At 64.0% G+C, this 19,289-nt stretch carries 22 protein-coding genes; 10 read left to right on the top strand and 12 right to left on the bottom strand.

What is annotated here, in order from left to right:
• Positions 1 to 26: 26 nt before the first annotated feature.
• The 3 genes from mltA to NLY43_RS18615 are packed head-to-tail and all read left to right on the top strand — an operon-like array spanning position 27 to position 2,010.
• Complete coding sequence (gene mltA / locus NLY43_RS18625) at positions 27 to 1,127, top strand: murein transglycosylase A (protein ID WP_023710323.1); 1,101 nt, start codon at positions 27 to 29, stop codon at positions 1,125 to 1,127.
• Positions 1,124 to 1,642, top strand: coding sequence for a Smr/MutS family protein (locus tag NLY43_RS18620; protein ID WP_023710324.1), 519 nt, complete (start codon positions 1,124 to 1,126; stop codon positions 1,640 to 1,642). Before mltA ends, NLY43_RS18620 begins: the two co-directional genes overlap by 4 nt.
• Positions 1,642 to 2,010, top strand: a complete 369-nt coding sequence (locus NLY43_RS18615; protein WP_023687588.1) for a helix-turn-helix domain-containing protein — start codon at positions 1,642 to 1,644, stop codon at positions 2,008 to 2,010. The genes NLY43_RS18620 and NLY43_RS18615 overlap by 1 nt, the downstream gene beginning before the upstream one ends.
• Positions 2,011 to 2,100: 90 nt before the next feature.
• On the opposite strand, the gene NLY43_RS18610 is transcribed toward NLY43_RS18615, so the two are convergent.
• The 4 genes from NLY43_RS18610 to NLY43_RS18595 all read right to left on the bottom strand — a co-directional run bounded on the left by NLY43_RS18610 (position 2,101) and on the right by NLY43_RS18595 (position 5,346).
• Complete coding sequence (locus NLY43_RS18610) at positions 2,101 to 2,307, bottom strand: hypothetical protein (protein WP_023710325.1); 207 nt, start codon at positions 2,305 to 2,307, stop codon at positions 2,101 to 2,103.
• 339 nt (positions 2,308 to 2,646) lie between these two features.
• Positions 2,647 to 3,264 carry a transglutaminase-like cysteine peptidase gene (locus tag NLY43_RS18605; RefSeq protein ID WP_023672098.1) on the bottom strand — a complete coding sequence of 206 codons (618 nt, stop codon included), beginning with the start codon at positions 3,262 to 3,264 and terminating at the stop codon, positions 2,647 to 2,649.
• Between the two features lie 192 nt (positions 3,265 to 3,456).
• Positions 3,457 to 4,734 (bottom strand): polyhydroxyalkanoate depolymerase, encoded by a 1,278-nt coding sequence (locus NLY43_RS18600; RefSeq protein WP_023710326.1) that lies wholly within the window; start codon positions 4,732 to 4,734, stop codon positions 3,457 to 3,459.
• A gap of 252 nt (positions 4,735 to 4,986) precedes the next feature.
• The gene (locus NLY43_RS18595) at positions 4,987 to 5,346 is read right to left on the bottom strand and encodes a septal ring lytic transglycosylase RlpA family protein (protein ID WP_023710327.1); all 360 of its coding nucleotides are present in this window, start codon (positions 5,344 to 5,346) and stop codon (positions 4,987 to 4,989) included.
• A gap of 310 nt (positions 5,347 to 5,656) precedes the next feature.
• Between NLY43_RS18595 and NLY43_RS18590 the strand changes: the two genes are divergently transcribed.
• Entirely contained in the window at positions 5,657 to 5,842 is a 186-nt protein-coding gene (locus tag NLY43_RS18590) for a hypothetical protein (protein ID WP_023710328.1), read from the top strand.
• Positions 5,843 to 6,074: 232 nt separating this feature from the next.
• Here NLY43_RS18590 and NLY43_RS18585 read toward each other — a convergent pair whose 3' ends face one another.
• From NLY43_RS18585 to NLY43_RS18570, 4 genes are all read right to left on the bottom strand, one after another.
• Positions 6,075 to 6,878 (bottom strand): ATP-binding cassette domain-containing protein, encoded by an 804-nt coding sequence (locus NLY43_RS18585; protein ID WP_023672094.1) that lies wholly within the window; start codon positions 6,876 to 6,878, stop codon positions 6,075 to 6,077.
• 7 nt (positions 6,879 to 6,885) lie between these two features.
• Positions 6,886 to 7,662 carry an ABC transporter permease subunit gene (locus tag NLY43_RS18580; protein WP_023672093.1) on the bottom strand — a complete coding sequence of 259 codons (777 nt, stop codon included), beginning with the start codon at positions 7,660 to 7,662 and terminating at the stop codon, positions 6,886 to 6,888.
• Positions 7,659 to 8,828: an FMNH2-dependent alkanesulfonate monooxygenase gene (gene ssuD, locus NLY43_RS18575; RefSeq protein WP_023672092.1), complete on the bottom strand. Its 1,170-nt coding sequence runs from the start codon at positions 8,826 to 8,828 to the stop codon at positions 7,659 to 7,661. The genes NLY43_RS18580 and ssuD overlap by 4 nt, the downstream gene beginning before the upstream one ends.
• A 69-nt stretch (positions 8,829 to 8,897) precedes the next feature.
• Positions 8,898 to 9,851 carry a sulfonate ABC transporter substrate-binding protein gene (locus NLY43_RS18570; RefSeq protein WP_023710329.1) on the bottom strand — a complete coding sequence of 318 codons (954 nt, stop codon included), beginning with the start codon at positions 9,849 to 9,851 and terminating at the stop codon, positions 8,898 to 8,900.
• Between the two features lie 286 nt (positions 9,852 to 10,137).
• Here NLY43_RS18570 and NLY43_RS18565 point away from each other — a divergent pair, with 286 nt between their 5' ends.
• Positions 10,138 to 10,425 carry a GIY-YIG nuclease family protein gene (locus NLY43_RS18565; protein WP_023710330.1) on the top strand — a complete coding sequence of 96 codons (288 nt, stop codon included), beginning with the start codon at positions 10,138 to 10,140 and terminating at the stop codon, positions 10,423 to 10,425.
• Between the two features lie 136 nt (positions 10,426 to 10,561).
• Here the strand turns inward: NLY43_RS18565 and NLY43_RS18560 are convergent, their stop codons facing one another.
• The 4 genes from NLY43_RS18560 to tauA all read right to left on the bottom strand — a co-directional run bounded on the left by NLY43_RS18560 (position 10,562) and on the right by tauA (position 13,639).
• Complete coding sequence (locus tag NLY43_RS18560; RefSeq protein WP_023672089.1) at positions 10,562 to 10,744, bottom strand: hypothetical protein; 183 nt, start codon at positions 10,742 to 10,744, stop codon at positions 10,562 to 10,564.
• An 80-nt stretch (positions 10,745 to 10,824) separates the two neighbouring features.
• The gene (locus NLY43_RS18555; protein WP_023702434.1) at positions 10,825 to 11,685 is read right to left on the bottom strand and encodes an ABC transporter permease subunit; all 861 of its coding nucleotides are present in this window, start codon (positions 11,683 to 11,685) and stop codon (positions 10,825 to 10,827) included.
• Positions 11,682 to 12,473, bottom strand: coding sequence for a taurine ABC transporter ATP-binding protein (locus tag NLY43_RS18550; RefSeq protein ID WP_023710331.1), 792 nt, complete (start codon positions 12,471 to 12,473; stop codon positions 11,682 to 11,684). Before NLY43_RS18550 ends, NLY43_RS18555 begins: the two co-directional genes overlap by 4 nt.
• A gap of 152 nt (positions 12,474 to 12,625) precedes the next feature.
• On the bottom strand, positions 12,626 to 13,639 hold the full coding sequence (gene tauA / locus NLY43_RS18545) for a taurine ABC transporter substrate-binding protein (RefSeq protein ID WP_023710332.1): 1,014 nt from the start codon (positions 13,637 to 13,639) through the stop codon (positions 12,626 to 12,628).
• A 231-nt stretch (positions 13,640 to 13,870) separates the two neighbouring features.
• On the opposite strand from tauA, the gene NLY43_RS18540 reads away from it, so the two are divergent.
• From NLY43_RS18540 to NLY43_RS18520, 5 genes are all read left to right on the top strand, one after another.
• Positions 13,871 to 14,032, top strand: a complete 162-nt coding sequence (locus NLY43_RS18540; protein ID WP_023681206.1) for a hypothetical protein — start codon at positions 13,871 to 13,873, stop codon at positions 14,030 to 14,032.
• A 415-nt stretch (positions 14,033 to 14,447) separates the two neighbouring features.
• On the top strand, positions 14,448 to 14,924 hold the full coding sequence (locus tag NLY43_RS18535) for an RrF2 family transcriptional regulator (RefSeq protein WP_023672084.1): 477 nt from the start codon (positions 14,448 to 14,450) through the stop codon (positions 14,922 to 14,924).
• Positions 14,925 to 14,940: 16 nt separating this feature from the next.
• On the top strand, positions 14,941 to 16,308 hold the full coding sequence (locus NLY43_RS18530; RefSeq protein ID WP_023672083.1) for an FAD/NAD(P)-binding protein: 1,368 nt from the start codon (positions 14,941 to 14,943) through the stop codon (positions 16,306 to 16,308).
• Positions 16,309 to 16,535: 227 nt separating this feature from the next.
• Positions 16,536 to 17,969, top strand: coding sequence for a pyridoxal-phosphate dependent enzyme (locus tag NLY43_RS18525; RefSeq protein ID WP_023710333.1), 1,434 nt, complete (start codon positions 16,536 to 16,538; stop codon positions 17,967 to 17,969).
• On the top strand, positions 17,966 to 19,147 hold the full coding sequence (locus NLY43_RS18520) for a trans-sulfuration enzyme family protein (RefSeq protein WP_023710334.1): 1,182 nt from the start codon (positions 17,966 to 17,968) through the stop codon (positions 19,145 to 19,147). The genes NLY43_RS18525 and NLY43_RS18520 overlap by 4 nt, the downstream gene beginning before the upstream one ends.
• Positions 19,148 to 19,289 lie beyond the last annotated feature (142 nt).

The following is a 19,289-nucleotide window of genomic DNA, read 5'->3' as shown; positions in this document are numbered from 1 at the left end:
CAAACATGGGCAGTGGCGAGGCTGAGGTGTCGCTCTCGCCGCTTTTCGTGGAAAAGTCCTTCGATGATCTTCCCGGTTGGAATTCCGATGACCATCTGCCCGCTTTCGAAGCCTTCCGCCGTTCGGCCTTTCATGTCCTGAACAAGCCCTACCGCACCGGTTCGTTGGGCGTCCGGTTCGACGCGTTTGCCGGCGCTTATGACGAGGCGCGCACCGTTTCGCCGGCGAATCGGTCGGCGGCCAAGGCTTTTTTCGAGCGCCATTTCGCCCCAGTCCAGATTCGATCCGAAAACCTCGGCCTGGTCACCGGCTTCTACGAGCCCGAGGCCGAGGCCTCACCAGTGCGCACGGATGAATTCACGGTGCCGCTTCTGGCGCGGCCGGCCGATCTCGTCGACATCGACGACGCCAACCGTCCCAAGGGCATGGACGACTATCTGGCCTTCGCCCGCAGCACGCCGCAGGGCCCGGTTGAATATTTCGACCGCGGTGAGATCGAGCGCGGCGCGCTGGCCGGCCAAGGCCTGGAAATCGCCTGGCTTGCCGACAAGGTCGACGTCTTCTTCATCCATGTGCAAGGTGCGGCCAGGCTGAAAATGACGGACGGCCGGCTTTGCCGCGTCACCTATGCCGCCAAATCCGGCCAGCGTTTCAGCGGTCCGGGGAAGATTCTCGCCGAACTCGGCGAAATCCCACTGGAAAAAGTGACGATGCAGTCTATCCGCGCCTGGTTCAGGGCGCATCCGGATCGCGTCGACGAGATCCTCTGGCAGAACCGCTCCTACATCTTCTTTCGCGAAGCCGATGTCGACGATGCCGCACTCGGTCCTATCGCCGCCGCCAAGGTGCCGTTGACGCCGGGCCGTTCGCTCGCGGTCGACCGGCTGCTGCACACATTCGGTACCCCCTTCTACATCGACACTCCGTCGCTGACCGCCTTCGACGGAAAACCGTTCCGGCGGCTGATGATTGCGCAGGACACCGGCTCGGCCATCATCGGACCGGCGCGGGGCGATCTGTTCGCCGGCTCCGGCGATGCGGCCGGCGAGATCGCCGGCGTCGTTCGCAATGCGGCCGATTTCTATGCCTTGGTTCCACGCGCTCTCGTTTCGGAATCGAATCGATGAGCAAGCGCCCCGATAAACTCAACGAAGACGACCGGGTGCTGTGGAACCTGGTGGCGCGCACCGCCCGACCGCTGAAGGGCCGGACCGCGGTCGAGATTCCCGACATCGTCGTAGACCCTAGGCCGGCACAGACGCCGGTCGCTGTCGGTCCGGTCCTCGCCGCCAAGCCGAAGGCGCAGCATGTATCGCACGCGCTGGACGAGCCGACATTGGACAAGCTGAAGAAGGGCCGGCTGCCGATCGAAGGCCGCGTCGATCTGCATGGCATGACCCAGGACGAGGCCTATTCGCTGCTGTTTTCGTTCCTGCACCGGGCCCATGCCGGCGGCATCCGCTATGTCCTCGTCATTACGGGAAAAGGGTCGTCGTCGGGCGGCGACGGCGTCTTGCGGCGCGCCGTGCCTGCCTGGCTGTCGACGCCTGCCTTCCGGCCGCTGGTCTCCAGCCACGATCACGCCGCCCGCAACCACGGCGGTTCGGGCGCGCTCTACGTTCGGCTCAGGCGAACCCGCTGATGACGCCCTTCGGCGAAAAACTGCGGGCGCTTCGAGCCGAGCGCGGCTTGCGCCAGAAGGACATGGCGCAGGCGATCGGAGTCAGCGCCGCCTATTTGTCGGCGCTGGAACATGGCCGCCGCGGCGCGCCGACCTGGACGCTGATCCAGAAGATCATCGGCTATTTCAACGTCATCTGGGACGATGCCGAAGAGCTGGCGCGTCTGGCCGAGGCCTCACATCCGCGGGTGAGACTCGATACGTCCGGCCTCAGTCCTGCCGCCACCGAGTTGGCCAATCTCCTGGCCGAAAACATCGAGAAGCTGGACGAAGCCGAGCTTGCCCGCATCACCGCGTCGATCCGGGCCGCACTGGAGCGGCGAGAGTAATCCGGTAAGCGATGCCAAGGCGCAAGGTTTGCTTGCGCTGTTCCTGAAAGCGATGCCCGCCGGCCGATAGCCAGCGGGCATATGTCACGATTACTTCGCGCCGGCCTGGCCGCCACGGCCGCCAGTGCTGTCATGATCGCCGCCGCGGCCACCGCCCAGGCAGTCCGAGTTGAGCTCGCAACAGCGATTGCCCCAGTTGTTGGTCTTGGCGCAACCGGTCTGATCGGCCATGGCGGATCCGGCCAAGGAAGACACCGCAACAACGGCGAGGAAGGCATTACGAAGGAAAGCAGTCATTTGAAGTCTCCATGTTTGGGTGGTTGGGTTCTGGTTACGGCTGTGTGTCGCCGCTGGAGACGGTTTGGTTCACGCAGGTAGCGAAATTTTTTGAGGAGGCGTTTCGAGAGATAAGATTTCGAGGGCAGCGCTGCCCTCATCCGCCTGCCGGCGACTATTTTGCAACGTTGACGATTGGCGAACCGATGGCAGCATCTTTCTCCCCGTCACTATACAGGGAGAAATGCCCGGCAGGGCAATGAGGGGCAGCGCCGACTTGCGGTTATCTCGTGAAAGTTATTAGCCGCGGGCTTCCGACGAAGCTGTTCGCAGCGACGCGCTCACATGCATCGTCTTTATTTACTGGACCGCGCCGACCAGCACCTGCTGGCCGCCGCGGATCGAGACCCAGCGGCCGGTGTTGTCGATGGCCTGCCGCTTGAGGAAGCGATAGCCGGTGGCGTCCCAGATCTTCACCTTGTCGGTCAGATTGTCGAGGACGTAGTCGCCCTTGTCGGTGCGCACGGTCAGCACGGCATGGCCTTCGCCGTCCGGCTTGCGCACGACGGTGATCAAGAGATCGGCCAGCGACACGCCAGAGCGCGAGAGCTGGCGGCGCTTTTCCAGCACATAGTCTTCGCAATCGCCGACGCCCTTGTCGGGATAGGCCCAGACCTCGTCCTTGCCATAGATGTCGTAGTCGCTCATCGGCTTGACGGCGGCGTTGACCCTTGACGTCACGTTGATCAGCTTGCGCATGAAGGCGTCGGTCATCGCGGCGGGGTTGAGGTTGCTCGGCCGGATCGAGCATTCGCCGGGCTGGGTTTTACAGAAATCATAGTGGCCGATCGGCTGCGAGGTCATGCCGCCCGTCGCCATGGCGCCGCCTGCAAGTGCCGGCACTGCCCAGCACGCAGAGATCGCCAGCCCTGCTGCCGCCCACAAGCGCAGCGTCCGTGCCATCGGTGAGGAAGTCATTGTCCCCGTTCGCCCTTGTTCTTAACGAAAGGTTAAAGGGGATTTACACTCCGTGTCAATTATAAGGGGAGCCAGATTCTTCGGCATGGTTACCCGCGCCCGCCCAACAGCGTCTATTGTGCAACAGAACGCCGGTGGCGCGCAAAATCGCCCCGCTTTTGTGGGCAATGCACGCTGCAGCCGGATCGAGCCTCAGCTTTTGGCGGAGCGGACCAGCCTTGGTTTCACCGCAACCCGGTTCTGGCGGCCGTAGCTGGTGATGAAATCGACGATGCGCGGCACGATTTCCGAGCGGAATCGCGACCCGTTGAAGACGCCGTAGTGGCCGACGGCCGGCTGCATGTAATGCGCATGCCGGTCAGCCGGGATGTTGGGGCAGAGATCGTGGGCGGCCTGGGTCTGGCCGAGACCGGAAATGTCGTCGTTCTCGCCTTCGACCGTGAACAGCGCGACATTGCGGATCGCCTTGGTGTCGACCACCTCGCCGCGATGCGTCATCTCGCCCTTGGGCAGCGCATGGCGCACGAACACCGTGTCGACGGTCTGCAGATAGAATTCCGCCGTCAGGTCCATCACCGCCAGATATTCGTCGTAGAAATCGCGGTGCTTCTCGGCATTGTCGCCGTCATGCTTGACCAGATGCATGAAGAAGTCCTTGTGGGCGGTGATGTGGCGGTCGAGGTTCATGCTCATGAAGCCCGACAGCTGCAGGAACCCCGGATAGACCTCGCGGCCGAAGCCCGGCACCGGCCATGGCGCATGCATGATGACGTTGTCGCGGAACCAGTCGATGCCCTTTTCCTTGGCCAGAAGATTGACCGCGGTCGGGTTGCGGCGTGTGTCGATCGGCCCGCCCATCAGGGTCATGGTCGAGGGCACGAAGGGATCGCCGCGCTTTTCCATCAGCGCCACCGCTGCCAGCACCGGCACCGAAGGCTGGCACACCGCCATCACATGGGTGTCCGGCCCCAGCGCATGCAGCATGTCGATGATGTAGTCGATATAATCGTCGAGGTCAAAATGGCCGTCGGTCACCGGTACCATGCGGGCATCGACCCAGTCGGTGATGTGCACGTCGGCATAGGGCAGCATCGCCTCGACCGTGCCGCGCAGCAGCGTCGCATAATGGCCCGACATCGGCGCCACGATGAGAAGCTTGGGGTCGGCCTTTCGCCCGGCGGGCACCGACCGCTCGAAGCGGGTAAGATTGCAGAACGGCTTCGACCACACCGTCTTTTCGCTGACCTCGACGCTCTTCCAGTCGACCACGGTCTTGCTCAGGCCGAAATGCGGCTTGCTGTAGCGGCGCGTCGTGCGCTCGAACAGTTCGGCGGTGGCGGCGACCGAGCGGCCCCACGGCGTATGCGAAAACGGATTGAGCGGGTTGGTGTAGAACAGCCGCACCGCATCGGCATAAAGCCGCGCGGGCTGCAAGGCGGCATGGTTCATTTCGTAGAGCTGGTAGAACATCAGGTACTCCGCAGCTGCCGTGACCGAAGGGACGACGGACAGCGCCGAGCCTTGAATGTCTCGCGCGGAGGTTAACAAGATATTGCTGCGATGCAATACGTCACGTGGCGTGACATATGCCAATCTTTCGTCCAAGGCCTTGAGAAACCGCGTTGGGCGGGTGCAGCCGGCTCAATGTGCACTGCAAAATGCAAGGCTGTTGGACAACGGGGCAGGATGTGTCCGGCCCGATCGGGCCGGACTTGGACAGATCTAGACGCGCGCCATGCACACCGAGGTATGGCCGGAGCCGATGAAGCCGAGTTGGCCGGCGGCGCCCTTGGACAGATCGAGCACGCGCCCTTTGATGAACGGGCCGCGGTCGTTGATGCGCACGATGACGCTGCGGCCATTATTCTGGTTGGTCACTTTCAACTTGGTGCCGAAAGGCAGGCTGCGGTGCGCGGCGGTCAGCGCCGACGGGTTCATGCGTTCGCCATTGGCGGTCCTGGAATGCAGTGCGTACCAGGAGGCGCGGCCGCACTGGCCGGCGGCGGAGGAGGCGGACGCACCGACCATTAGGCCAGCCGCGACCGTTACCGCGACAAGCGCGGTCTGGTTTGTTTTCTTCATGTTGGGGGGATTGGCTCCGTTTTCGACAGACCCCAGCCGTTAAGTGTCGAATAAGGCAGGAAATGCGGCAAGCATCGGGCAGTTCCGTGGCACTGGCACACGTTTGGAGTCGCTGAGAAACAGTTTGTCAGGCATCTTTCGTGTGGCGCGGCCGTATCGCCGGCGATATTGCGAGCTGTTTCACAGATTCCGTGAGCAAGGCAGGACGTTATAGTACAAGTAGAAGAGAGCGCGATTGGGCGCCGTCCTTTCGCTCTGTCATCACGGTCATGGCGCAGGTGACGATCGACTTCGGAAAGGAATCTTGGCGATGAGACTGTTCAGATATCTGCTGGCGCTGATCGTGCTCGCCATCGGCGCGCTGTGGTCGCTGCAGGGCATTGGCGTGGTCGGCGGCAGTTTCATGACCGGCCAGTCGCAATGGCTCTATATCGGCATCGTGACCATGCTGGTCGGTTTCGCCGGGCTGGTATGGGCGAGCCGTTCGCGGGGGTGAGTTGCGACGAAAAATCGACCCACACAGATCGACCCCCACTCCGTCGAGCTTCGCTCGACACCTCTCCCCGATCGACGGGGGAGAGGAAAGGCGGAGTGGGGAAGGCGCTGGTCAAACCCGCAGTCGCAAACAGGGCCAACCCGGCGAGCAAGAAAACAGCCACCCCATATTGCCGGTCCATTCTGTTACCTATCTATCCGGTTCGGATAGAATGCCCTGCCCGCGATAGGCTCTACCCGAACAGCTGATCCAGAATCCTGCCCTCCAGCCTGGCAAGCTCGACCGAACCACGCCGGCGCGGCCGCGCCACCGACACGTCGAGATCGAGCGCGATGCGGCCCTCGTCGATCACCACCACCCGGTCGGCGAGCGCAACCGCCTCGGCGACGTCATGCGTCACCAGCACGGCGGTGAATTTTTGCTCCAGCCAGATACGTTCCAGAAGCTGCTGCATTTCGATGCGGGTCAGCGCATCGAGCGCGCCGAGCGGCTCGTCGAGCGCCAGGATCCGAGGCTGTCCGATCAGTGCACGCGCCAGCGCCACGCGCTGCTTCTGGCCGCCCGACAGCACCGAGGGCCATTCGTCGGCGCGGTCGGCGAGGCCGACTTCACCCAGGATGGCGAGCGCGCGCCGCCTGGCTTCCGCACCGGTGGCAAGCCCGGTCAGCCCGACCTCGACGTTTTTCACCACGCTGGCCCAGGGCAACAGCCGCGGCTCCTGGAACATGAAGCGGCTCTCTTCGCCAGCGCCGGCCTTGGCTTCCGGCCCGAATGTCAGCGATCCTGCCGTCGGCCGGTCGAGCCCGGCCAGCAGCCGCAAAAGCGTGCTCTTGCCGCAGCCGCTCTTGCCGATGACGGCAACGAACTGCCCGACCGGCACGTCGAGATCGATGCAGTCGAGCACGACCTTGTCGCCAAAGCGCTTTTCCATGCCCTTGAAGGCAAAGGCGCGCTGCCTTTCGACGGCCTCCTCCGGCCGTGACGGTTCCGGCGCGGCGACGAAGGAACGGATGGCGGTCAGGCTGGCGGTTGGCATCGAACCCTCAGGCGTTCTGGAAGGCGGGATGCCAGCCGAGCGACAGCCGCTCGAGCAGGCGGGCGAAGCTGTCGGCAAGCTTGCCGAGCAGCGCATAGATCAGGATCGACAGCACGACCACATCGATCAGCAGGAATTCGCGTGCCTGCATGGCCATGTAGCCGAGGCCGGAACTGGCCGAGATGGTTTCGGCAACGATCAGCGTCAGCCACATGATGCCCAGCGCATAGCGCAGGCCGACGAAGATCGCCGGCAGCGCGCCGGGCAGGATCACCTGAAAAAACAACGCGCGGCGGTCCATGCCGTAGACCCGGCCCATCTCGACCAGCTGCGGGTCGACGCTCTGGATGCCGAGCAGCGTGTTGACGTAGATCGGGAAGAACACGCCGAGCGCCACCAGGAACAGTTTTGCTTCCTCGTCGATGCCGAACCACAGGATGACCAGCGGGATCAGCGCCAGATGCGGGATGTTGCGGATCATCTGCAGCGTCGTGTCGGTCAGGCCGCGGCTGAGCGCCGACAGCCCGTTGGCAAGGCCGAGTGCAAAGCCGATCGAGCCGCCGATGGCAAAGCCGGCCAGCGCACGCAGCGTGCTGACGCCGATGTTTTCGATCAGCTCGCCCGACAGCGTCAGCCGCCAGAAGGCCTCGGCCACCGCGCTCGGCGCCGGCAGCACATTGGCCGGCATCACGCCGGCGCGGCTGGCGGCTTCCCAGCCAATTATGACCAGCGCCGGCAGCAGCCAGCCGATGCCGTTCTGTTTGACGCGCCGGGCAAAACTCACGACGAGGCCTGCAGGCGGTTGGCGCCGTGGAAGCCGACGGCGAATTCATTGGCGATGTTCTCATGCGCCCGTGCCCGCCTGGTGCCCAGGCCGAGACGCGGGAACAGAAGCTCGGCGACACGGTAGGCTTCCTCGAGATGCGGGTACCCAGAGCCGATGATGGTGTCGATGCCGATCGCCTGATACTCGCGGATGCGCTCGACGATCTGCTCCGGCGAGCCGACCAGCGCGGTGCCGGCGCCGCCGCGCACCAGGCCGACGCCGGCCCACAGATTGGGTGACACCACCAGCCGGTCGCGGCGGCCGCCATGCAGTTCGGCCATGCGCCGCTGTCCCACAGAGTCCATCTCCTTGGTGAAGCGGGCCTGGGCATTTTCGATCTGGGCATCGGTGACGTGGCTGATCAGCCGGTCGGCGGCGCGCCAGGCCTCTTCCTCGGTCTCGCGCACGATGAAATGCAGCCTGATGCCGAAACGCAGTTTGCGGCCGCGCCGTTCAGCCTTGTTGCGCGCCGCGCTGAGTTTTTCCGCCACCTGCGCCGGCGGCTCGCCCCAGGTCAGGTACATGTCGACGAGATCGGCGGCGAGCTCCTGGCCGGCATCGGACGAGCCGCCGAAATAGAGCGGCGGCCGCTCCTGTTGCGGCAGAAGATCAAGACGGCCATTGTCGACGCGGTAATATTTGCCGTTGAAGTTGACGCTCTCGCCCGACACCAGCGCGCGCCAGATGGTCAGAAACTCTTGCGCCTGCGCATAGCGCTCGTCATGCGGCAGGAACACGCCATCGCCGGCAAGCTCGGTCGGGTTGCCGCCGACCACGACATTGAGCAGCAGGCGGCCATTGCTCAGCCGGTCGAGCGCCGCCGTCTGGCGCGCCGCGAAGGTGGGCAACGTCACGCCGGGCCGTAGCGCCACCAGGAATTTGAGCTTTTCCGTCAGCGCTGCAAGGCCGGAGGCGGTGATCCACGAATCCTCGCAATTCTGCCCGGTCGGCAAAAGCACGCCGGGAAAGCCGAGCCGGTCGACGGCCTGTGCGATCTCCTTGAAGTAAGCGAACTCCGGCGGCCGCTGCTGCTGTTCGGAGCCGAGATAGGAGCCGTCGCCATGCGTCGGGATGAACCAGAAGAAATCGAGCGGGCCGGCTTGCGGGCTTGATGAAGCGGTCATGGCGAAATCCCTGAGGCTTGAAACGGCAAAGGCGCCGGGCGTTTTCCGCCCGGCGCCACACAAGAAAGTTCAATTGCCCGGTGCGGTCCACACGGCGTCGGAGATGCGCACCGCGTTCGGGATCAGCTTGAGCTTGTAGAAGCGATCGGCTGTCGCCTGCTGGCCGGCGATGATCTCGTCGGTGATCGGGAAGATGCCGAATTTGGTGCGGTTGGCCGCGATCGTCTGTGCATCGAGCGGCACGCCGGTCACCTCATGCAGCGCCGCGGCAACCTTGTCGCGGTTCGCGTCCGCCCATTTCGCCGCCACGCCGAGCGCCGCTATCGTCGTGGTGATCGTCTCCGGATGCGCCTTGGCGAAATCCTTGTTGGCGAGGAAATAGGTGTTCACCTTGAGCACCTCGCTGGAGCGCGCCAGCACGCGCGGCTGGTAGCGTGTCTCGGCGATGGCGTAGAACGGATCCCAGACCGCCCAGGCATCGATCTGGTCGCTGGCGAAAGCCGCCGAGGCATCAGCCGGGCTGAGATAGACCGGGGTGATCTGGTCGAAGGGGATGTTTGCTTTTTCGAGTGCCGCGACCAGCAGATTGTGCGCGCTGGTGCCTTTGCCGACGCCGATGCGCTTTCCCTTGAGGTCAGCGAGCGACTGGATCGGCGATGCCGGCTTGACGAAGATCGCTTCGCCGTCGCCATTGGCTGGCAGTGCCGCCGCATAGACGATGTTGGCGCCGGCCGACTGGCCGAAGATCGGCGGTGCGTCGCCGGTCCAGCCGACATCGATGGCGCCGACATTGAGCGCCTCGACCAGCGGCGGGCCGGCGGTGAATTCGACCCATTTCACCACGACACCCTTGTCGCTCAGCGCCTTCTCGATCACCTGCTGCTGCCGGGCGATGACCGGCAGGCCGGTCTTCTGATAGCCGATGTTGAGCTGCTTCAACTCCTGCGCCGAGGCACTGAGCGAGGCGGAAATGCCCGCCGCCAACAGGCCGATGCCGAAAACGCGTCTGGTCAGGCTGAACATGATCCGTCTTCCTTCGCTGCGAACCGGCGCCGGGAAGGGCTCCCTGCCGTGGATGAGAGACAAGGCTAGGTAGGTCTATAAATTTAGTAGAGAAACGATTTTGCGAGTTGGCTGCTTGACGTGGAAATATTTTCTTCAGAACCCAGCGCTCGTCATCCTAGGGCGAAGCAAGGAGCGAAGCGACGCGGCGCAGACCCTAGGATCCATGCCGTGACGTTTGCCGTAGAGTGGAACGGATCAGAATGTCGCTTGTGCGCGGACCGAGGCTCGATACCCTGAAAAAACCATGACCGGCTACGTCTACATGACTGCAAGCCAAAAACGCGGCACGATCTACATCGGCGTCACCAACGATCTCGCCCGCCGCATGCCTGAACACAAATCCGGCCAGGGCGCAGGCTTCACCAGCCGCTACGGTGTTCAACGGCTGGTCTGGTATGAGGAATTCTTCGACATCACCGATGCCATTCAACGCGAGAAGTCGCTGAAGCGATGGCCGAGACAGTGGAAGATCGAACTGATAGAGAAGGCCAATCCGGAGTGGTTTGAGCTGTTTCGCGGAACCGGGTGGTAGGCGCCCGGTTTGTTGCTCCCCTGGAGCGTAGCATCAGCGTCTCGGCATGGATCCTAGGGTCTGCGCCGCGTCGCTTCGCTCCTTGCTTCGCCCTAGGATGACGAAATCGCGAAGGCTGGCGCTAATCACCATCACCTCACTGCGACCAATACTGCCAGGCCCAGTAAAATCCCTCGTCGCGTGGCGGCAGGCGGTCGCGTTCGGCGTCGAGTTGCACCGGGGCCGGCGATTTCGGTTGCGGCTGCGACGACGAGTTCTCCCGCCAGGCGAGCAGCCAGTTGCCGAGATGGGCGAACAGCACCGCGGTGGACTGGGTCATGACATCACTCCTTCTGTTCCGGGGTCGGCGGTCGCCGTGCTGCGAAGGGAAGCAGCCGGTCAAACCGGCAGAACTTGTTGTCATTCCTTTCCCGCCCACGGAACCAGCTGACGCTCGATTCGGCGGATAATGAATTCCAGCACGAAGGCTATTGTCGCGATCACCACTATTCCCATCACCACGACATCGGTGACCAGGAACTGGGCGGCCGACTGGATCATGAAGCCGAGGCCGCGCGTTGCCGCCACCAGCTCGGCTGCAACCAGCGTCGACCAGCCGGCGCCGAGCGCGATGCGCAGGCCGGTGAGGATCGACGGCAGCGCGCTGGGCAGGATGACATGGCGCACCACTTGGCGCTGCGTCGCACCAAGCGAACGGGCCGCATCGATGCGCTCCTTTGAGACACCGCGCACGCCCGAGGCCGTCGACAGCGCCACCGGCGCCAGCATGGCGATTGCGATCACCAGGATCTTTGACGGCTCGCCGATGCCGAACCAGATGATGACCAGCGGCAGATAGGCGAGCGGCGGGATCGGGCGCAAAAATTCGAGCAGCGGATCGAAGATGCCGCGCCCAATGGTGCTGATGCCTATGGCGAGACCGACGGGCACGCCGACGATGATGGCCGCGACCAGCGCCGCGAACACGCGGCCGAGGCTGGCGACGATGTGCTGGAGCAAAGTCGCGTCGACGAAGCCGTCCTTGATCACCACGATGAACTTGGTCCACACGGCGGCGGGCGACGGCAGGAACACCGGCGACACCAGTTGCAGGCGCGCAGACAGCGCCCATGCCGCCAGCACGGCCAGGATGGTGACGGCGCTGATCGCCCGCGAGGAAACCCCGCGCCGCTTCCGCACCGGCCGCGACCACGGCACCGAAATGGCATCGGCCTCGCCGGTCCCGGTGGCCGGCCGCTCGCTGTAGGAGGTTACGCTCATGCCGCCTCTCCTTCGAAGATCGCATCGGTCAGCTCGCCGCGCGCCGCGGCAAAGGCTGGATCGGCCTTGATGGCGCGGATCGGCTCGCCTGCGGCATAGCGCCGGCTGAAGCCGGTTTCGAATGTCCGCACCACATGGCCAGGTCCCGGCGCGAGCACGACGATGCTTGTGGCCAGCACCAGCGCCTCCTCGATGCCATGCGTGACCATCAGCACGCCAACCCGGCTTGCGGTCCACAGGTCGAGCAGCGTCGTCTGCATGCGCTCGCGCGTCAGCGCATCGAGCGCGCCGAGCGGTTCGTCGAGCAGCAGGAATTCCGGTTCGGCGGCAAGCGCACGGGCGAGGCCGACGCGCTGGCGCATGCCGCCGGACAATTCCCAGATGCGTTTGTCGCCGACGCTGTCGAGCTTGACCAGCGCCAGCAACTGGTCGGCGCGGCGCGCCCGCTCGGCTTGCGGCACGCCGCGTAGCCTGAGCGCAAAGGCGACGTTTTCACGAGCCGTCAGCCAGGGAAACAGCGCATCGTTCTGGAACACGACCGCCCGGTCGGAGCCTGGGCCGGTGATCGGCCTGCCGCCGATCGTGGCGACCCCGCGCGCGGGTTCGACCAGGCCGGCGGCGACATTGAGCAGCGAGGTCTTGCCGCAGCCGGAGCGGCCGACCAGCACGACGAAATCACCCTTGGCGACATCGATGGAAACTCGGTCGACCGCCGGCGCTGCTTGGCCGTCATAGTGAACCGAGACCTTGTCGAGTACGAGATGCGGGTCGAGTACGAGATGCGGCATGAAAAGGGGCTCCGGAAGAAAATCAGCCTGCCCCGGCCCGGTTAAGCGGATCCGGGACAGGCAGCACGCGGCGTCAGGGAAGAAGAACCGCGCGTGGCACTAGAGCGCCGCGTGCCGCTGGGGCACGAAAAGGACGCTCTAAAACTCAGCTGTCAGTTCGAGGCCAGAGCCTCGGTCACGTATTTCGACGACACGTATTTCGAATAGTCGGGCAGCACGGCGTCGATCTTGCCCTGCTCCTTGAGGAAGGCCGAGGCTGCCTCGATCGCCTTGACCGTGCCGCCGCCGAGGAATTTGTCGGAAGCCTGCTCTTCCAATGTCGGGAAGACGTAACCCTTGAGGAGCTGCGGCACCTCTTCCAGTTTGGCGCCGGTGATCTTGGCGATCTTGGCCGCTTCCGGCGACGAAACCGACCATGCCTCGGGCTTGGCCAGGAACTGGGCATAGGATTCGCCGGTCACCTTGACGAAATCGCGCACGGCGTCCGGGTTCTTTTCGGCGAAGTCGGTGCGCACGATCCAGGCGTCAAAGGTCGGCGCGCCCCAGGCGGCAACCTGCGAGGAATCCAGCACCACCTTGCCTGTCGTCTTGATCTGGCCGAGCGCCGGATCCCAGACATAGGCCGCGTCTATGTCGCCGCGAGCGAACGCGGCGGCTATTTCCGGTGGCCTGAGATTAAGGATTTCGACCGACTTCGGGTCGACGTTTTCGTGCTTCAGCGCGGCAAGCAGGCTGTAATGCGTGGTCGACACGAACGGCACCGCCACCTTCTTGCCGGCGAGGTCGGCGATCTTCTCGATGCCGGATCCATTGCGGGCGACCAGCGCCTCGGACTGGCCGATCAGGCCGACGACAAAGATGGTCTGGATCGGCAGTTCGCGGCTGGCGGCCGCGGCCAGCGGACTCGAGCCGACATAGCCGATATCGACCGAACCGGATGCGACGGCGGCGATGACATCGGCGCCGGAATCGAATTTGCGCCAGTCGATCGTGGCCTTGGTCGCCTTTTCATAGGCGCCGTCGGCCTGCGCTACTTTGGAAGGTTCGACCACCGTCTGGTAGCCGATGGTGATGTTGAGGTCCTGCGCCTGGGCCGGGCCGAGGAAGGCCGCACCCGCCAAAGCTGCCGACGACAGGAGGACAATGCGTCGCGAAATGCTGGACATGAAAGGCTCCATGAAAAATGAGAAAAACCGGATGCCTGTTCATAGTCAGCTAATTCTATCATTCTTGTAGAGTTAAATCCTTCCAAGCAAGAAGCACTTGTTAGAAAAAAACCACCGGCTGATGCGGGCGCGGTGACCGGCCCGTGCCGAACCGTGCGCAAACGCAAACGGCGCCCCCAAGGTGCTGAAGAGTTGGTGGTCCTGCCAACCCTCCTACGGAAGAGGCCTGATTTGGTGCTCGGCGCGCCGCTTGCGGCCTGCCGCAGGATCGATGTCGAGCCGTTGAGCCTCACCGACTTCCGCAGCGACGGCCACCGCTGGATGCTGCGGTCAAGCGGCGTGCCGGTGGCCGCCAAGGCCGCCCGGCCTCAGAGCGGCAAGGCGGCGTCCTGATATCGGGCGCAGGGCGGCGCCCGAGTTGTCGGGAGTCATGTTTCGCCGATCCGCGGGCTGCGACCCAAAATTCCCGGCAAAGCCCCAAATGGCGCAAATCCATGCTGTAAAAGACGGTTGATTTGAAAACACGTTCCGCGTGTTCGAGGGTAAGTATAGTAATCTTATCGACATTGGGAGCAGGAGCCGCCGCTCATCGCCGCAATCGCTCGCGGCTGGCTGTGACCTTAACGGCACAAAGCCTTGCTAAAGTGGCCCCTGCGGCGTGAAAACGAAGCAAAATCAAGGTTTCTCGGCTTGTATATCATGTCAGTAGAATTTATGTGTCGAAGCAGCTTGCACGCGGCGGGGAGGCACGTCAGGCGTTTCGCAACCGATGGTTTGGGCCATCGCCTGACAGAGAAACATTCGGTCTATGCTCACCAAAAAAGGCAAGTACGGCCTCAAGGCGCTGGTCCATCTGGCGCATCTGCCGGTGGGACAGCTCGCCTTCGTCGGCGACATCGCCAGCGGCAACAACATCCCGAAGAAATTCCTCGACGCCATTCTGGGCGAATTGCGCAATGCCGGTTTCGTCCAGAGCCGCAAGGGCAAGGATGGCGGCTATCGCCTGGCGCGCCCGGCCGACGAGATCAAGGTCGGCCATGTCGTGCGCGTCCTCGACGGACCGCTGGCGCCCATCCCCTGCGCCAGCCGCACCCAGTATCAGCGCTGTGAAGACTGCAATGAGGCGACATGCCAAGTCCGACATCTGATGCTCGAGGTCCGGCAGGCGATCGCCGAGGTGCTCGACCAGCGCACGCTGGCCGAGATGCGCGACATCGTCCTCGACGACCTTCCGGTCGCGAGGGACATCGACGAGCTTGCGCCGGCGCAAAAGGTCCCCGCCTGATCCTGAGCGTGCTCGCATGAGCGTCGCGCGCGCCAATTCGATCATCCGCAGCTCGATCATCATCGTCGGCGGCGGCGCCAGCGGCGTCGTGCTTGCCGCGCATCTGCTGAAGTCGCCCAACCCGGACCTTCGCGTCACGCTGATCGAAAAGCGTCCGCATTTCGGCCAGGGCATCGCCTATTCGACGCTCTTATCGGCGCACGTGCTGAATGTCAGCGCCGCGGGGATGAGCGCCTATGCCGACGATCCCCTGAATTTCTGGCGTTGGTTGCAGGGGCGCGGCCTGATAAGCCAGGAACAGACGCCGCAGACACCCTTCTATGCACCGCGCAGCGTCTATGCCCGCTACCTCAAGGAAGTGCTCGACGAACTCGAAGCGCGCGAAAAGGAAACCGGCCGTCTCAGGCTGATTCGCGAGGAAAGCCTGTCGATCTCGCCGACATCGTCCGGTGTCGAAGTGGTGCTGGCCAACGGCACCAGCGTCGTCGCGCATCTGGCGGTGCTTGCCACCGGCCACGACGAGCAGCCCGGCGCCGGCCAAGGTCATGCCATCCGCATGGGCACCGAGGCCGACACAGCGCTCGATCCTGAAGCCCGCGTGCTGGTGCTGGGCACCGGGCTCAGCATGGTCGATGCCTTCCTGTCGCTCGAGCAGCGCGGCCATCGCGGCGAGATCGTCGCCGTGTCGCGGCGCGGCCTGCTGCCGTCGCCGCACCGCAAGGGCAACCCGATCAAGCTCGACGTCGCCGACATTCCGCTCGGCACGCAGCTCTCCTATTTCGTCGGCTGGTTCCGCGACCTGATCCGAGAAAACCAGAAGGCCGGCATCGACTGGCGCGACGTCGTCGATGGGCTGCGACCCTTCAACCAGAAGATCTGGCAGAACTGGCCGTCCTCGGCCAAGCGCCGCTTCGTCGAGCACACCAAGGCCTGGTGGGACATCCATCGCCATCGGCTGGCGCCCGAGGTGCATGCCCGCGTCACCGAGGCGGTGCGCACCGGCCGCATCCGCCCGGTCGCCGGCCGTGTCGTCGGCATCGAGGCCGGCGATGGATTCACCGTCGGCATCCAGTCCCGCCACACAAAGGCGCTGGAAACGCTGCAGGTCGCCCGCATCTATGATTGCACCGGCATCGCCCGCGATATCTCGACGACGTCGAACAGCGTCGTGCGCTCGCTGGTCGACCGCGGCCTGGCGCGGCCCGACCCGCTGCGGCTTGGTCTCGATGTCACAGCCAAATGCGAAATCATCGCCGGCGACGGCACCGCATCGGCCAAGATCCTCGCCGTCGGGCCGCTGACCCGCGGCACCTTCTTCGAGATCGACGCCATCCCCGATATCCGAGTCCAGTGTGCGCGGCTGAGCAAGCAGCTGCTGGGGTAAAGCTGTTGACGTCGGTGGGATAGCACGCCCCTCAGAGGGGGGTGGGAAGGATCGCTACGGAGGGTGTTGGGCTTGAGTCCAAAGCCGGCCTAAAACTGGAATTCCATTCCCCCTCTCGCCGGTTGATTGGCACGATCTACCTTCTTTCCGACTGCAAACGGCCGGAAAAGAAGCTACGCTGCCGCTCTGCCCCCGAGGCGGTCGCTTGTTCAAGGGAGCACATCGATATGAGCGAGCACGGAAAAGCTGCGCCAGGCAGTTCGGACGGCGCGTTATCCCGCCTGCGTCCGCCCTACGCCTCGGTGCTCGACCTCATCGGCCAGACGCCGGTGGTCGAACTGACCAAATTCGACACCGGCAAGTGCCGGCTGTTCATCAAGCTCGAAAGCCAGAATCCAGGCGGCTCGATCAAGGACCGCATTGCGCTGTCTATGATTTCCGCGGCCGAGAAGGAAGGCAAGCTCAAGCGCGGCGGCACCATCGTCGAGGCGACCGCCGGGAATACCGGCCTCGGCCTCGCCCAGGTCGGCATCCCCAAGGGCTACCGCATCATCCTCGTCGTGCCCGACAAGATGTCGCGCGAAAAGATCCAGCATCTGCGCGCGCTCGGCGCCGAAGTGCGCATGACGCGCTCCGATGTCGGCAAGGGCCATGCCGAATATTACCAGGACATGGCCGAGAAGATCGCATCGGAAACGCCCGGCGCCTTCTACGCCAACCAGTTCGCCAACCCGGCCAACCCCGAGGCGCATGAGACCACCACCGGACCGGAAATCCTTGCCCAGCTCGATGGCGACCTCGACGCCGTGGTCGTCGGCGTCGGCTCCGGCGGTACGCTGACCGGGCTTGGCCGCTACTTCGCCAGAACATCGCCGAAGACCGAAATGGTGCTGGCCGATCCCGTCGGATCGGTGCTGGCGCCGCTGATCAAGACCGGCAAGATGGAAGAGGCCGGCAGCTGGACCGTCGAAGGCATCGGCGAGGATTTTGTGCCGCCCAATGCCGATCTGTCGCTGGTCAGGAAAGCCTATTCCATCCCAGACAAGCAGAGCATGCTGGCCGTGCGGGACCTGCTTTCGAAGGAAGGCATTCTCGCCGGCTCGTCTTCCGGCACGCTGCTGTCGGCCGCGCTTCGCTATTGCCGCGAGCAGACGACAGCAAAACGCGTCGTCACCTTCGTCTGCGACAGCGGCAACAAATATCTGTCCAAGGTGTTCGACGATTTCTGGCTGGCCGAGCAGGGGCTGGCCGAACAGGAACAGCATGGCGATCTGCGCGACCTCGTCATGCGCTCGCACCGCACCGGCGACACCGTTTATGTCGGCCCCGACGAAAGCCTGCTCAACGCCTATGGCCGCATGCGCCGCTCCGATGTCTCGCAGCTGCCGGTGCTGGACAACGGCAAGCTGGTCGGCATTATCGATGAGGGCGATATATTGGCCAAGGTCGACGGCCCCTATGAAGGCCGCTGGGACCGCTTCAACGCTCCGGTGCGCACCGCCATGACCTCCAATCTGCACACGCTGCAGGCCAGCCAGACGCTGGATGCGCTGCTGCCGGTGTTCGACCGCAACGAGGTCGCCATCATCTTCGATGGCGACGAGTTCGTCGGCCTGATAACCCGTATCGACCTGATCAACCATTTAAGGCGCGCACGATGACTGCTGAAACACCCCCATCGGGCAAGAACCGCCTGGCTTTTTCCACGCGCACCATCCATGGCGGCCAGAGCCATGACCCGCTGACCGGCGCGGTGATGGTGCCGATCTACGCGACCTCGACCTATGGCCAGCAGTCGCCCGGCGTGCACAAGGGGTTTGAGTACGCCCGCAGCCAGAACCCGACCCGCTTCGCCTTCGAGCGCGCGGTGGCCGATCTCGAAAGCGGCTCGGCCGCCTTTGCATTCGCGTCCGGCCTGGCGGCGATCTCGACCGTGCTCGAGCTGCTCGACAGCGGCGCCCATATCGTTGCAACCGACGACATCTATGGCGGCTCGTTCCGGCTGATGGAGCGGGTGCGCAAGCGCTCGGCCAATCTGCAGGTCTCCTTCGTCGATTTTACCGACCTCGCCGCTGTCGAAGCCGCTATCCGTCCGGAGACGAAACTGCTCTGGGTCGAAACGCCCACCAATCCGCTGCTGCGCATCGTCGACCTCGAAGGCGTTGCGGCACTCGCCAGGCGCAAAGGGGTTTTGACGGTCGCCGACAACACGTTCTGCAGCCCCTACATCCAGCGGCCGCTTGAACTCGGCATCGACATCGTCGTCCATTCGACGACAAAATATCTCAACGGCCATTCCGACATGGTCGGCGGCGTCGCCATCGTCGGCGGCAACAAGGATCTCGCCGCCCAGCTGAAATTCCTGCAGAACGCCATCGGCGCCATCTCCGGTCCCTTCGACAGTTTTCTCGCGCTGCGCGGCATCAAGACACTGGCGCTCAGGATGGAGCGGCATTCCACGAACGGCCTGAAGATTGCGCAGTGGCTGGAGGCGCGAAAAGATGTGCGCCGCGTCGTCTATCCCGGCCTGGCCAGCCATCCGCAGCACGCCATCGCCGTCCAACAGATGCATGCCTTCGGCGGCATGATCTCGGTCGACCTCGACCGCGACCTCGCCGGCACCAAACGCTTCCTCGAACGGACGCAATTGTTCACGCTGGCTGAAAGCCTCGGCGGCGTCGAAAGCCTGATCGAACACCCGGCGCTGATGACGCACGGCTCGATCCCGGCGGAAAAGCGCGCGGAAATCGGCATTTCGGATTCGCTGGTGCGGTTGTCGTCGGGGATAGAGGATGGCGATGATCTGATCGCCGACCTGGACCAGGCGCTGCGGGGGTAGGCGTACCAGATGCGTACCGATGACAATGAGGGGCGGCGCTGACCGTCGAGATTAAATCCCAATCCGCCGCGCGTTAACACATTCAGCAGCCTTTGCTTAACCCTTCGCCGCTATGTCCCGCCTGGGGAGGCATGGCGAGAGT

Origin of the sequence: Mesorhizobium sp. C416B (assembly GCF_030323165.1) — a bacterium.
GTDB lineage: Bacteria > Pseudomonadota > Alphaproteobacteria > Rhizobiales > Rhizobiaceae > Mesorhizobium.
The sequence above is the reverse complement of the archived record's forward strand: the minus strand, read 5'-3'. Positions and strand labels throughout refer to the sequence as shown.